11 protein-coding genes are annotated in these 13,031 nt (G+C 71.1%); 4 read left to right on the forward strand and 7 right to left on the reverse strand.

Features of this window, described 5'->3' with window-relative positions; genetic code table 11:
• Positions 1–79: 79 nt before the first annotated feature.
• The 4 genes from C1A33_RS28235 to C1A33_RS28250 all read right to left on the reverse strand — a co-directional run bounded on the left by C1A33_RS28235 (position 80) and on the right by C1A33_RS28250 (position 3,613).
• The gene (locus C1A33_RS28235; RefSeq protein ID WP_207770547.1) at positions 80–847 is read right to left on the reverse strand and encodes a class II aldolase/adducin family protein; all 768 of its coding nucleotides are present in this window, start codon (positions 845–847) and stop codon (positions 80–82) included.
• A gap of 106 nt (positions 848–953) precedes the next feature.
• Complete coding sequence (locus C1A33_RS28240; RefSeq protein WP_101834863.1) at positions 954–1,997, reverse strand: TauD/TfdA family dioxygenase; 1,044 nt, start codon at positions 1,995–1,997, stop codon at positions 954–956.
• Positions 1,998–2,079: 82 nt separating this feature from the next.
• A complete protein-coding gene (locus C1A33_RS28245; RefSeq protein WP_243408021.1) occupies positions 2,080–3,327 on the reverse strand; it encodes an ATP-binding protein in 1,248 nt (415 codons plus the stop codon).
• 136 nt (positions 3,328–3,463) lie between these two features.
• Positions 3,464–3,613 carry a hypothetical protein gene (locus tag C1A33_RS28250; RefSeq protein ID WP_207770548.1) on the reverse strand — a complete coding sequence of 50 codons (150 nt, stop codon included), beginning with the start codon at positions 3,611–3,613 and terminating at the stop codon, positions 3,464–3,466.
• A 255-nt stretch (positions 3,614–3,868) separates the two neighbouring features.
• On the opposite strand from C1A33_RS28250, the gene C1A33_RS28255 reads away from it, so the two are divergent.
• Positions 3,869–4,447 carry a TetR/AcrR family transcriptional regulator gene (locus tag C1A33_RS28255; protein WP_101834867.1) on the forward strand — a complete coding sequence of 193 codons (579 nt, stop codon included), beginning with the start codon at positions 3,869–3,871 and terminating at the stop codon, positions 4,445–4,447.
• A 385-nt stretch (positions 4,448–4,832) separates the two neighbouring features.
• Positions 4,833–6,332 carry an MFS transporter gene (locus C1A33_RS28260; RefSeq protein WP_101834869.1) on the forward strand — a complete coding sequence of 500 codons (1,500 nt, stop codon included), beginning with the start codon at positions 4,833–4,835 and terminating at the stop codon, positions 6,330–6,332.
• A 70-nt stretch (positions 6,333–6,402) separates the two neighbouring features.
• On the opposite strand, the gene C1A33_RS28265 is transcribed toward C1A33_RS28260, so the two are convergent.
• The 3 genes from C1A33_RS28265 to C1A33_RS28275 form a co-directional block, all read right to left on the reverse strand.
• Positions 6,403–7,977: an AAA family ATPase gene (locus tag C1A33_RS28265; RefSeq protein ID WP_101834871.1), complete on the reverse strand. Its 1,575-nt coding sequence runs from the start codon at positions 7,975–7,977 to the stop codon at positions 6,403–6,405.
• A 141-nt stretch (positions 7,978–8,118) separates the two neighbouring features.
• On the reverse strand, positions 8,119–8,664 hold the full coding sequence (locus tag C1A33_RS28270; RefSeq protein ID WP_101834873.1) for a cupin domain-containing protein: 546 nt from the start codon (positions 8,662–8,664) through the stop codon (positions 8,119–8,121).
• Between the two features lie 6 nt (positions 8,665–8,670).
• Positions 8,671–9,564: a LysR family transcriptional regulator gene (locus tag C1A33_RS28275; RefSeq protein WP_101834875.1), complete on the reverse strand. Its 894-nt coding sequence runs from the start codon at positions 9,562–9,564 to the stop codon at positions 8,671–8,673.
• Between the two features lie 378 nt (positions 9,565–9,942).
• On the opposite strand from C1A33_RS28275, the gene C1A33_RS28280 reads away from it, so the two are divergent.
• Together C1A33_RS28280 and C1A33_RS28285 are read left to right on the forward strand one after the other, a co-directional pair.
• The gene (locus C1A33_RS28280; RefSeq protein ID WP_101834877.1) at positions 9,943–11,334 is read left to right on the forward strand and encodes an NtaA/DmoA family FMN-dependent monooxygenase; all 1,392 of its coding nucleotides are present in this window, start codon (positions 9,943–9,945) and stop codon (positions 11,332–11,334) included.
• Between the two features lie 64 nt (positions 11,335–11,398).
• Entirely contained in the window at positions 11,399–12,967 is a 1,569-nt protein-coding gene (locus C1A33_RS28285; RefSeq protein WP_101834879.1) for an ABC transporter substrate-binding protein, read from the forward strand.
• Positions 12,968–13,031 lie beyond the last annotated feature (64 nt).

Below are 13,031 nucleotides of genomic sequence, written 5' to 3' on the forward strand. Positions count from 1 at the left end.
ATTCACCGGGGTTCACGTCCAGTCAGGCTAGACCGTTTCGGGGCGGCGCAGGCGGCGTTTGTCCGGCCATACGGCGAAATCAGTCCAGCAGGTCGGGTTCCTCGGTGGTGATCTGCCTCCAGAGCAGGGCGAACTGGAGGCGGCCGACCTCGGGGGAGCCGTTGACGGCGGCGGTCGCGGTGGCGGTGTCGTGGTCGATCAGGTGGAGGGGGCCGGCGGCGGACTCGGCGAGCAGCTGCACCTGGCACTGGCGGTCGAGGCTGATATACCACCAGGCCGCCTCGTCGACGCTGCGCCCGACGGTCAGCAGGCCGTGGTTGGCGAGGATCGCGGCCTTGCCCGGCCCGAGGACCTCGGCGATGTGCTCGCCCTCCCGGGCGTCGAGCACGATGCCGGCGAACGGGACGACGACGTGGTCGCCGTAGAAGGCGCAGGCGTCCTGGGTGAGCGGGTCCAGCGGCCGGCGCAGCACGGACCAGGCCTTTCCCGCGACGGAGTGCGCGTGCGCGACGGACACCGCGTCCGGGCGGGCGGCGAGCAGCTGGGCGTGAATGGCCACGCCCGCCGGATTCACCGGCCCGTCGCCCTCCACGACGGTCCCGTCCGGGCTGACGAGAATCAGGTCGCTCGCCCGCAGCCGCGCCCACGGCTGGTCGGCGGGATTGATCCAGAAATGGTCGGGGCGCTCGGTGTCACGGGCCGAGATGTGGCCGGTGGCGCCCTCGGTGAGCCCGAACCGCGCGAACAGCCGCAGCGCCGCGGCGAGCTTCCGCCGCCGGTGGACGCGCTCGTCTGGATCCGCGACCGGCGGCCGGCCGGCGGCGGTGAGCATGTCGGTGACCGTCACGGTCCGGCTCCCTTCTGTTCCTGTCGTGCGTGGCGGTACGGACGGCGGGCGTACGCGTACTGGCCGTCTGACGGCACCGGGCTTCCGCGGGTGCGGCGGCCGGCGGTCAGTCGATGAGGGCGACCTGGACGTCGCGCGAGCCGGTGTACGGATTGCGGCCGTGCGCGGTGTAGACGTTGTCGACGAGCAGCACGTCGCCGTCTTCCCAGGGGAAGCAGACGACGGCCTTCGCGAGCCCGTCGGCGACCGCGCGGTAGTCCGCCTCGTCGATCTGGCCGCCGTCGCCGTAGGTGACGTGATAGGGCCGTGGCATTCCGGCCCGGTCATACAGGTCGAGATACGCCTCGTACGTGTCGCCGAGCCATTGCCCGTCCATGATCTGGGTCAGGATGTGGTTGAAGTACACGCGTTCGTGCGTACGCGGATGGTCCGCGAAGGCGGCCTTTTCCAGACGCGTCGACAGGCTGCCGTCGGGTTGCCACTCGACGTCCATGCCCAGACGGCGGCAGTCCGCCTCGATGGCGTCGTGGTCGTCGGTGCCGAAGCCGTTGACCAGGGTGGCGTGGTAGATCCACGGGTACTTCTCGCAGCCGTGCGGCGTGTGCGGATCGCGGAAGTTGCGGTGGTAGACGAGGCCGCGGCCGGCGAGGTCGTCGAGAAACCGCTCCGGCAACTCCCGGCCGAAGGCGCGCATGTCCCCGATGATCGTCTCGCCGTCGGTGGTGGCGCGCTGCCGGCAGTAGAACGCGATCTTCGCCGGGTAGTGGCGCAGGTAGGCCATCTCCTGGTGCAGCTTGATGTCCACCGCCGCCGGTACCCGGGTCGCCTCGTAGACGTTGCGGCCCAGCTCGTCACGCGGCGTCGCCCCGCCGGCATAGCCGCCCCTGTGCGGGGGATAGTGCGCGATCAGCTCGGAGAAGGCGGCCGTACCGTCGAGGGGCAGGCCGCGCAGGAGTAGCGCGCCGTGCTCGGCGAGCAGCTCGTCGAACGTCTCCCACTGCCCGGCGAACCACGCCCGCGCCGCCGCCGGGTCCCGTGCCAGCTCACCCCGCATCGAGACGACCAGGGGAAGGCGACGGCCCTCCATCAGCCACGCGTGCGCGTCGTCACCGAGCGGGAGCGTCAGGCGTCCCGATAAGGCCTCCACCATGGACCAGACCGTAACACGATCAGATACATCATCCAACCTAGTTAGTTAAGTCGGGTTGGTGGAAGGGGAGGCAGGTGGGCCTTCAGTCCGCTTCCGCTGCCCACAGGGCGCAGATGGGCAGCGCCCAGATGCGATCGTCGACGTCGAACGGCATCGGGCCGGTGTGGAACAGGACGCCGGCGCGGAAGTCGGAGCCGAGCTGGTCGCGTAGCCATCGGAGATGGCGGGCGTCCCGGGCGGTGGGTGCCGAGGAGGCCTGGATCTCGAGGGCGATCACCTGGCCGCCGCCGAGGTCCACGACGGCGTCGATCTCCTGACCATCCCGGGTGCGGAGGTGATGGAGCCGGGCACGCGGATGGAGCAGGGCCAGCTCCGGCCGCAGCTGCGCGACGACGAAGGTGTCGAGCAGCCGGCCGAGCAGGTCGCCGTCGCGCAGGACGCTTCGCTCGTCGACCCGGGCGGCGGCGAGGGCGAGCGCCGGATCGGTCAGATACCGCTTGGGCCGTTTGGTCAGCCGGCTCAGCCGATTCGTCGACCAGGCCGGCACCAGGTCGACGAGGTACAGCGCGGCCAGGATCCGGTCGTAGGCGTCCGCGGTGCGCTGGCTGATCCCGGCCGCACTGTGCAGGGTGTTCTCGGCCGGCAGCCCGGCGGTCGAGAGCCCGAGCACCTCGAGGTAGCGGCGCAGCCGGACGGGATCACGATGCTCGCCCGCGGCCAGCACGTCCCGGGTGACGACGTGATCGACGTAGGCGTCGAGCCAGGCGAGCCGTCCGTCGCCGCGCAGGCTCAGGGCGGCCTCGGGGAATCCGCTGCGCAGCGCGAGATCGACGTAGTCGTCCAGGCCCGGCGCCGGACCGGAGATCCGCAGGCGGGAGACGTCCGAGGTGAGGAGCAGGTCGAGCAGGCCGGGTCGGTCGAGTGAGCGGCTCATCTCCCGCTCGGCGAGCCCATGCAGCACGAGCCGGACGACCCGGCCGGTGCCGGGCCACTGGCGGGCGGTCAGGTCGGCTTCGACGCTGCCGGTGAGGATGAACCGGCCCGGCCGTGAGTCCTCGTCGACCGCGCGCTTGACCGCGCCGAGGATCGCCGGCACCTCCTGCCACTCGTCGAGGAGGACAGGCTCGCGGGCGCGCCGCAGTGCCGCGTCCGGACTCGCCATGACGGCCGCGGCGACCGCGGGGTCGTCCAGCCGAAGGATGTCGTTGGCGACACGTCGGGCAGAGGTGGTCTTCCCCGCTGCCCGTGGCCCTGTGACGAGCACTGCGGGCAGCTCGGCGAGCAGGTTTGACAGCCGCTGGTCGGCGATGCGCGGGATGTACCCTGACATGGGCATACGTCAACAGTACTCATTCTGCGGCCATGTCAATGCACAAACCGCGGGGTGACGAGTGCGTGTTCTGCGGGCCCTGGAGTGCGTGTTCTGCCGTTACTGAGCGTACCGGACGGCTGGGTGGGTGCGCGGGTCAGCAGGTGGGGGAGGGGGTGCCGGGGTCGTCGGTGCGGACGTCGGACCAGGCGAGGCCGTCGAGGTTGACGACGATCGCCTCCTGGGTGGTGCGGACGATGACGACGACGGCCTCGTGGTGTGCTGTCGGCACGTCTCGGCGTGTCACGACCCTGCGCCGCGATCCTGATCCGGTACCAGCCCGGCCCGTCGAAGGCCAGGTTCGGGCTGGCTGGGTCGGGGCCGTTCATCAGGGAACCGAACCGCAAACCTCCCCGCGCCAGCACCCGCGACAGGCAGATCAAGGTGATGGGGCGCAGGGCCCGGAGGGGCGTCGGTCGAGGCAACCGAGGTGCGCTGGCCCGCGGAGTAGTCTGACCAGGCGCCGCGTCGCGTGGTTCGAGTCTGGTGGAGAGGTGAGCTGTTGGCATCGCAACCGCCGACGACCAGGACCGAACGCCGCGATCGCGTCGATGCTCTGCGCAATCGTGAGCGTCTGCTGCGTGCCGCCCGCGCCGTGTATTCCGAGGAGGGGACCGACGCGCCGCTGAAGACGGTGGCCGAGAGGGCGGGTCTCGGCGTCGGCACGGTCTATCGCCATTTCGCCACCCAGGAGACGCTCGTCGAGGCGGTCCTGACAGATCACCTCGCCGAGATGGACGGGTTGGCCGCCACGCTGCGTGATACGCGCGGTCCTGACGACGCCCTCGCGGACTGGCTGGCCGAGTTCGTGGCCCGCCTCACCATGTACCGGGGCCTGGCTCGGCTGGTGATGCCCCAGCTGCGGGATCACGGGTCGCCGCTGGGCCGCGCCTGCCAGCGGATGCGCACGGCCGGCGCGGAGCTGCTGGCGCAGGCGCAGCGTGACGGGTCAATGCGCGCCGACGTCGATGTGGTGACGCTGCTGACGCTGGCGAACGCCACGGCGTTGGTGGTTGAGCAGCGACCGGATCAGGCTGGCCTCGTGCTGTCGGTCCTGATCGACGGGCTTAGGCGCCGCTAGCCTGGCCGCCAAAAGGCCCTCTTGCGCGCCGGGCGGGGCGCCGGCCCTGGCCGCGAAAGCTTCGAACGGGTTCCGCGGTCAGGTTCCGACGGCAGTCGGCGCGTCCCGGGATCCCCGACGATCGCGCCGACCAGGTCCGCGGCCGGCTGGACCCGCTCGGCCTGGCGACCGCGATGGCCGCGGGAGTGGCCGGAGTGGCAGGGGGCGTCGGCGGCGCCGACCCGCGGCAGCGCACCCTCGTGGTAAAACGGAATTTCTTTCCGTATCGTGGGGCCCGCGAAGCGGCCCGGATCGCGGGTCCGGGCATCCGGAACCATGCCGACCGCTCGTGTGTCGCACCCGGGCCGGGCCCATGCCCCGGCCCGTGTCCTGATCGAGGTTGAGGATGAGCCAGGACCAAGACGTCAGGGCGTCGACCCCGGCCGGGGCCGCCGCCCCCGAGGCCGCCGCTCCCGAGGATCCCGGCCGCGCCCGACGGCTGAGGATCGCGCTCGCGATCATCGTCGCCTGCCAGCTGATGGTCACGCTCGACGCGACCATCGTCAACATCGCCCTGCCGAAGATCCAGAATGACCTGGGCTTCTCGCCGATCGGGCTGTCGTGGGTGCTCAACTCCTACACGTTGATCGCCGGCGGGCTGCTGCTGCTCGGCGGCAGGTTCGGTGACGTCTACGGCCGGCGTCGGATGTTCATGTCCGGTCTGGTCGTGTTCACCGCGGCCTCGCTGCTGGGTGGGCTCGCGCCGAGCGCTGCGGTGCTCCTGGTAGCGCGCTCCCTGCAGGGCGTGGGCGCGGCCATGGCGGCGCCCGCCTCACTGTCCCTGATCATCAACAACTTCCGCGAGGGCCCGGAGCGCAATCGGGCGCTGGGCGGCTTCTCCAGTGTCGCCGGCCTGGGGCTCACCCTCGGTCTGATCCTCGGTGGGCTGCTGGCGGCCCTCTCGTGGCGGCTGGTGTTCTTCATCAACCTGCCGATCGGCCTGCTCGCGGTGGGCCTGGCCCGCTCCTACCTGCTGGAGACCGAGCGGCACCCGGTCCGCTTCGACCTGCCGGGCGCGGTCACCTCCACGGTGGGCACCGCGGCTCTCGTGTTCGGGTTCATCCGCGCGGCGTCGGACGGCTGGTCGGACCGGTGGACCGTGATCTCGTTCGTCGCGGGTGTCGCGCTGCTCGTGGCGTTCGTCCTGATGGAGACGAAGGTGCCCCAGCCGATCATGTCGCTCGGGCTGCTGGCCAACCGCGCGCGGGCGGGCGCCTATCTCAACATGCTGCTCATGGCCTGCTCCCTGTCCGGGACCTTCTTCTTCCTGTCCCAGTTCGTCCAGGACATCCTTGGCTTCGGTACGGTCGAGGCCGGCGCGGCCTTCCTGCCACTCGCGGTGACGCAGTTCGTCTCCGCGCGCAGCGCACCGAAACTACTGCCGAAGTTCGGGCCCAAGCGGATCTCGACGACCGGCGTCGCGCTGGCCCTGTGCTCCAGCATCTGGATGACCCGGCTCACGGCCGACAGCAGCTATCTCACCGGCATTCTCGGGCCGACCATCCTGTTCGGGGTCGGGGTCGGCCTGTGCTTCATGCCGCTGAACTCCGTCATCATGGCCGGCCTGCCACGTCGCGATACCGGCGCCGCCTCCGGACTGCTGCAGTCACTGCAACGCAGCGGTGGGGCGCTCGGCGTGGCCGTCCTCGTCACGGTCTTCGGGACCGCGCTCCAGCACGCGCGCAGCCATCCCGCCGCCGGCCTGGACGCCACCAGGCAGGCCCAGCACGCACTCGCGCACGGCATCGCGACCGCGTTCATCGCCGGCACCATCTTCATGGCGGCGGCGCTGCTCGTCTGCCTCTTCGTCATCAAGGTCAGGCCGGCTGCCCGACCTGGCAGCTGATATCCGCGGATCCGCGGGGCGGTTTGCGCGCAGGGCGGCGGCGTGCGCAGCGGCGCGTGGTGGCCTCACGTCAGCCGTGGAGCAGGGTGATGGTGCGGCCGGCGGGGCTGGTGGTGGAGGTGATCGTGGTGCGTTCGTCGATGGCGGGCGCGCTGGGGCGCTGGTCGAAGAGCGCGAGGGTGCCGGTGTCGAGCTGGAGGCGGTCGAGGTAGCGGTCGAGCTGGGTCAGGCCCGCGTTCAGCGGGTTGGTGCGACCGGCCCGCCAGGTCTTGATCTCGACGGCTTCACGTTGCACCGTGCGGTGGCCGTTGCGGGTGTAGGTCCAGCGGACGTGGAGATCGATGCGGCCGGAGCCAACGGCGTACTCGCGTTCGATGAGGCCACCGCCATTGACGACGCGCTGGAGATAGCCCATGAAGATGAGTTGGGGAGCGGCTTCGTTGTAGTAGCCGGACGCGGTGAGGAACTCGCCGTTCTCGATCCACCAGTCGGCGAACTCGACGAGGACCCTGGGGAAGTCGAAACCGCCATCGGGGCGGACGAAGGAGCGGGGGTCGGCGGTGACGGACTCCTGGATGCTGGAGGACAGCACGCGGGCGATGACCTCGCGGTAGATCGGGTTGGCCACGCGTACCGGCGGCTGCGGCGCGATCAGGCCGAGGTCGCGAACGTAGGCGACGTCGTCGTCGTAGGGGTCCAGGGTAAGGGGCGCGCCCGCCAGGACGGGCTCGATGACCCGTTGGACGCGGGGCTCGGCGAGCCTGGCCGCCAGCGAGTCCAGATGGGTCGCGCGGGCCAGGATGAGCCGTTCCTTGGCTTCTTCCAGGTGCTCGACCGTGATCCATTCCTCCGGGGGTACCACGAGTTTCTCGACAACCTCACGGGCGAGAGCGTTGACGAGCCAGGGCTGGCCGCCGGTGAGTGTGAAGGCACGCTCGACGGCGCCGGGGGCGAAACGCTGGCCGGTCTCGGCGGTGTGCTGGCGGTAAAGCTCGGTGACCTCGCCTGGTGTGAAGTCTCCCAGCCGCAGCGATTCCAGCTTGATGTTGAACGGGCTCGACGTGCCGAGACGCGAGGAATCGCCGCCGGCCATGGTCTTGTACTCACGGACGTCACGCAGACCGCACAGCACGACTGCCAGCGGAAAGTGCGCCGGCCGGGTGTCGAACCCCTCGCGCAGCTGCCGCAGCACGTTCACCAGACTTTCCCCGCGTACCGCGTCTATCTCGTCGAAGAACAGGACCAGCGGGCGCGGGCAGCTTTCGGCCCAGGCCGTCAACGCCTCGCCGAGCAGCGCGATCGGCGCGGCGCTCGGCCACCCGGGCGGGCGTAGTTCCGCCGGCAGCGACAGACGGGCGCGGCGCTGGATGACCTGGAGAATGGACTGCTGCGCGGCGGAGTAGTCGTCACCGGCGGACTCGGCGGCCTCACAGGAGACGTGCAACGCGGCGAACCGCCCCCTGGCGGTCAACTCGTGCGCGAGCGCGCGCAGCGCCGTCGTCTTGCCGGTCTGCCGTGGGGCGTGGACGACGAAGTACGCCTTCTGCTCGACCAGCCCGGGCGCCTCCGGCAACCGGGACAAGGCCGGGACCATGTAATGGTCGGACGGCACACACGGGCCGGCCGTGTTGAAACGGCGACCCATGGTCACGCTCCCCAGGTGGCGGCGGTAGTTGCGCTGAGGGCATCCTACCCGTCGGCAGCTGATCAACGATCATCGTCTTCGCCTCGCCGGGCTTCGGGTCAGGCGCGCTCGAGATGGGACCTGGCCGCGACCTGGGGGTGGTCAGCAGGTGGGGGAGGGGGTGCCGGGGTCGTCGGTGCGGACGTCGGACCAGTCGAGGCCGTCGAGGTTGACGACGATCGCCTCCTGGGTGGTGCGGGCGATGACGACGACGGCCTCGTCGGAGGGGTCGGGGTTCTCCTCGCGGTGCGGGACGTAGGGCGGGACGAAGACGTAGTCGCCCGGCGCCGTCTCGATGCGGGTCTCGACGGGCTCGTCGCCGTCGACGTCGAGGAAGACGAAGACGGGATGGCCGGTGACGACGTAGATCGCCGTCTCGGAGGCGCCGTGGTGATGGTTGCCGGACGACGTCGACGCGGGGACGTGGGTCTGGCCCATCCACAGGTTGCGGGCACCGACCGTCTTGCCGCTGATCGCCTCGCGGCGGCGCATGCCGCTCGTCTGCGTGGTGTCGCCGACGAGGCCGGCGGGGGCGACCCGGTGCAGCCGGCGGTGAAACGGGTCGATGTCGGCGGGCAGCAGGACGCCGGCGGGGGAGCGGACGAACTCCCCGTCGGAGCTGCCGGCGGGGACGTGGACGGCGGGCATCGAGACTCAGGCTCCCTTGGCGAGATGGAGGCCGCCGGCGTCGGTCGACGACCACTCGGCCAGCAGCGTGCGCAGCGCGTCGGCCACCTGCCAGGTGATCGTCTCGGCCAGGCCCTGGCGGGCCCAGACGGCGAGTGGCAGCGGCCGGGGGGCGGGCAGGTCGTCGCGGGGGACGAGCCCGTCCGGAGTCTGGCGCAGCGTGGCCATCAGCGCCACCCCCAGCCCGGCGCCGACGGCGGCCTGGACGCCGGCGAGCTGGATCGCCTCCGCGCCGATGACGGCGGGCAGGCCGTGCGACGACAGCGTCTCGAGCGCGCGGGTGCGCAGCGCGCAGGGATGGTCGAAGGCGACCAGCGGAATGGGACTGGTGCCGGGCGGCCGCTGCCACATCGTGGCGGCGTACCAGTGCAGGTCCAGGTCGCCGACGGGGGTGGCGCGCGGGTCGGCGGCCGGGCCGAGCAGCAGCGCGAGGTCGACGCCGCCGGCGTCGAGGCGCTCGCGCAGCTTCGTGCCGCGATCGAGCCGGAAGCGGATCTGGTGCTCGGGCAGCGACCGCTCCAGTGCGGCGGCCAGTGGCGGCAGAAGCTGCGCGGCCGCGTGCTCGGTGGAGCCGATGACGATCGTCTTGTCGGCGGCGACGCCGAAGTCACGCAGCGTCTCGTCGTGGATGGCGAGCAGCCGCCGCGCCTGGGCGAGCAGCGTCTCGCCGTCGGGGGTGAGACGAGAGCCACGTCCCTGCCGCTCGACGAGCGCCCGGCCGGTGGCCGCCTCCAGCCGGCGCACGTGCTGGCTGACCGCGGCCTGGCTGAGGTGCAGCGATGTCGCGGCACGCTGGAACCCGCCGCAGTCCGCCACCGCCACGAGGCTGCGCAGCGGGGCGATGTCCAACGTACGGCCCATGTTCACCAGACTACTCGACAATGCATCACGAGACGTGATGATTCGCCATCACGAAGCGTCGTTGGACTTTCGTTCGGTTCGGCCGCATGCTGAGCGCCATGACCCAGTCGACCGCCGTGCTGCTCACGTGTTGTCGCTGGCTGGACTTCGCCCGCGGCCAGGCCACCCTCTGTTGCTGACCTGATCGGTCGCACAGGGATCATCGGGCTGTTCGCCGCGCCCGGCCACTCGGGCCGCCGCGCGGCCGTCGCCTCCTGAGCGACCCGCGCCTCACCCCGTCCTCTCCTCTCAAACCCTGACGCCCTCGTCCGGCGACGCACCGTCGCGCGCCCGGAACCGGTCCGCCAGCGTCGCCGCCTGCTCCAGGAAGGTCCTCCCATGTCCGCTCGCACTCTCAAGCTGGGCGCCGTGCTCCTCGGCGTCGGTGGGCCAGGCCAGCACAACACCTGGCTGAACCCGGAGATCCCGGGCAACGCCAGCGTCGACGTCCGCTGGTACATCGCCCGCGCGCAGCAGGCGGAGGCGGCGAAGTTCGACCACGTGTTCATCGTCGACAGCCAGTTCATCACCCCGGACTCGCCGCACCACTACCTGAGCCGGCTCGAACCGCTGACGCTGCTGAGCGCGATCGCCGTGCACACCAGCCACATCGGCCTGGTCGGCACGATCACCACCTCGTACAACGAGCCGTTCAACGTCGCCCGCCGGCTCGCCTCGCTCGACCACATCAGCGGCGGGCGCGCCGGCTGGAACGTCGTGACCAGCGGTGACGGCGGCACCGCCGGCAACTACAGCCGCGACGAGCACTACGACTACGCGACCCGCTACGGCCGTGCCCACGAGCACGTCGCCGTCGCGCGGGGCCTGTGGGACTCCTACGAGGCGGGCGCCTTCCCCCGGGACAAGGACCGCGGGGTGTTCTTCGACCGCGCCCGGCAGCACCGGCTCGACCACTCCGGCGAGTACTTCTCCGTCGTCGGCCCGCTGAACCTCGAGCGCACCCCGCAGGGGCAGCCGGTCATCTTCCAGGCCGGCGACTCCGAGGAGGGCCGTGACCTCGGCGCGAGCATCGCCGACGCGATCTTCACGCACGCGCCGACCCTGGAGCAGGCGCAGGCGTTCCGCCGCGAGCTGCGCGCCCGCGCCGCCGCCAAGGGCCGCGACCCCGAGCACCTGCTCATCGTCCCCGGCATCTCGGTGATCATCGCTGACACGGACGAGGAGGCCCGGGCGAAGGACGCGGCGATCCGCGGCACCAAGAGCTTCGACAAGGCGCTGGCCGAGCTTGGCCGGCCCTTCGGCTGGCACGACTTCACCCAGTACGACCTCGACGCCCCCTTCCCCGAGGTCGGCGACGCCGGCGCGCTGAGCTTCCGCACCCAGGCCGAGTCCATCAAGAAGGTGGCCCGGGACAACGACCTCACCCTGCGCCAGGTGGTCGAGCATCAGCTCGAGCAGTTCCGCTCGCCGTTCGTCGGCTCGCCGCGCACGGTCGCCGACGCCATCCAGCGCTGGTTCGAGGCCGGCGCCTTCGACGGCATCAACATCACCGTGAACGTGCCGAGCGAGTTCGCCCAGTTCACCGACCGGGTGCTGCCGATCCTGCGTGAGCGCGGCGTCGTGCGCAGCGAGTACGAGTCCACCACCCTGCGCGGCAACCTCGGCCTGCCGATCCCCGCCAACCGCCACACCGCCCTTCGGGAAGCCGAAGCCGCCGCGACGGCACCAGCGCAAGGCGCGCCGGCCGCGGCGCCCGTCCCCGTGGCCTGACCCCCACCCCGTTCCACCCGACAGACCGCACGACGAACGTCCGAACCGACCAGAAAGACAGACGATGACCTCCGCGCGACCGCTGCGCTTCGCCCGCCGTTCCCGGCGCGGCGCCCTGTCCGGGACCCTTCTGCTTCTCGCGGCCCTCGTGCTCGGCGCCTGCGCCGGTTCCGGCGGCTCCGGAGCCTCCACCAGCGCGGGCGGCTCGGCGACGCTGAAGTGGGCGTCCTCCTACTTCCCGACGCACTGGGACCCGGTGGTCTCGGGCTCCGGCGCCCAGTTCCGCCAGCTGGCCCTCGTCTACGCGTCGCTGACCCGCACGGACGCCAAGGGCAACGTCGCCCCGGACCTGGCCGAGAGCTGGACCTACAACGCGGCCGGCGACCAGGTCACCTTCCATCTGCGGCCGAGCCTGCGTTTCAGCGACGGCACCCCGCTCGACGCGGCGGCGGTCAAGGCGGCGATCGAGCGGGCCAAGACGCAGAAGGACTCCGCCCTGTTCGGCGACCTGACGTCTATCAAGACGGTGACCGCCAGCGGGGCGCGGGACGTCGTTCTCCAGCTCAGCCAGGTCGACCACCAGATCCCGTTGCTGCTCGGCGAGCGTGTCCTGCAGGTCGCGAGCCCGAAGGCCGCGGCCGACCCGGCCGCGCTCGACCAGAAGCCGATCGGCGCCGGGCCGTTCGTCGTCACCCAGCTCATCCCGGGCACGAAGGCCGTCCTGACGAAGAACCCGAACTACTGGGACGCCGCGAACATCCACATCGACAAGGTCGAGCTGACCTCGGCGTCGGACCCGACGACGATCGTCTCGGGCCTGCAGACCGGCGTCTACAACTTCGCCGACATCCCGCCGAGCCAGGCCAAGGCCGCGAAGGGCGCCGGTCTCGACGTCTTCGTCCAGCCGGGTTTCAACGCCAACAACATCAGCCTCAACATCAACAAGGCGCCGTTCACCAACCCCAAGGTCGTCGACGCGGTCCGCTACGCGACGAACCGGCAGGAGTTCGTCGACAAGCTGACGTTCGGCTACGGGCACCCGACCAACCAGCCGTTCCCGCAGGGCTACGTCGCCTACGACCCCGCCTCGGCGAACCTGTACCCGTACGACCCGGCGAAGGCGAAGCAGCTGCTGGCCGAGGCCGGCTACCAGCCCGGGCAGATCAAGCTGGACCTGGTCATCGCCAGTAGCGCCGCCTACTCCTCGACCGCGGAGATCGTGCAGTCCCAGCTCAAGGCCGTCGGTATCGACCTCACCATCAAGATCGACAAGAACTGGACCACGCCGTTCTTCGCCAAGGACCTACCGATCACGCTCTACGGCACCACCGGACGCGACTCGGCCGCCCAGACGCTGACCGCCCACTTCGGCCCGAACGGCCCGCTGAACCTCAGCTCGCCGTACGAGCCGGCCGGGTTCGAGGCCGCGATCGCCAAGGTCCGCGAGACCCCGCTCGACGCGCCGAACTACGCGCAGGTCCTGCGGGAGGCGACCCGGGCCGGGCTGCAGAGCAAGGCGCTGGTGTTCACCTTCGAGCAGCCGAACCTGTTCGCCAAGAACAAGGCGATCTCCGCGCTGCCCGCCAACCCCGGTCACATCGACTGGACCGGCGTGACCATCGGCGGCTCCTGATCCCTCCTCCCGGGTGGGCCGCCCGCCGCCCCCGCGGGCGGCCCACCCGGGAGGAGGGATCAGG

The sequence above is a fragment of the Frankia canadensis genome (assembly GCF_900197875.1).
Classification (GTDB): domain Bacteria; phylum Actinomycetota; class Actinomycetes; order Frankiales; family Frankiaceae; genus Frankia; species Frankia canadensis.

What these genes read in the sequence shown, in the direction of transcription:
- C1A33_RS28240 (WP_101834863.1), bottom strand. Translation starts at nt 1,997, where the DNA reads ATGGTGGAGGCCTTATCGGGACGCCTGACGCTCCCGCTCGGTGACGAC.
- C1A33_RS28270 (WP_101834873.1), bottom strand. Translation starts at nt 8,664, where the DNA reads ATGCCCGCCGTCCACGTCCCCGCCGGCAGCTCCGACGGGGAGTTCGTC.
- C1A33_RS28245 (WP_243408021.1), bottom strand. Translation starts at nt 3,327, where the DNA reads ATGTCAGGGTACATCCCGCGCATCGCCGACCAGCGGCTGTCAAACCTG.
- C1A33_RS28275 (WP_101834875.1), bottom strand. Translation starts at nt 9,564, where the DNA reads ATGGGCCGTACGTTGGACATCGCCCCGCTGCGCAGCCTCGTGGCGGTG.
- C1A33_RS28260 (WP_101834869.1), top strand. Translation starts at nt 4,833, where the DNA reads ATGAGCCAGGACCAAGACGTCAGGGCGTCGACCCCGGCCGGGGCCGCC.
- C1A33_RS28280 (WP_101834877.1), top strand. Translation starts at nt 9,943, where the DNA reads ATGTCCGCTCGCACTCTCAAGCTGGGCGCCGTGCTCCTCGGCGTCGGT.
- C1A33_RS28285 (WP_101834879.1), top strand. Translation starts at nt 11,399, where the DNA reads ATGACCTCCGCGCGACCGCTGCGCTTCGCCCGCCGTTCCCGGCGCGGC.
- C1A33_RS28265 (WP_101834871.1), bottom strand. Translation starts at nt 7,977, where the DNA reads ATGGGTCGCCGTTTCAACACGGCCGGCCCGTGTGTGCCGTCCGACCAT.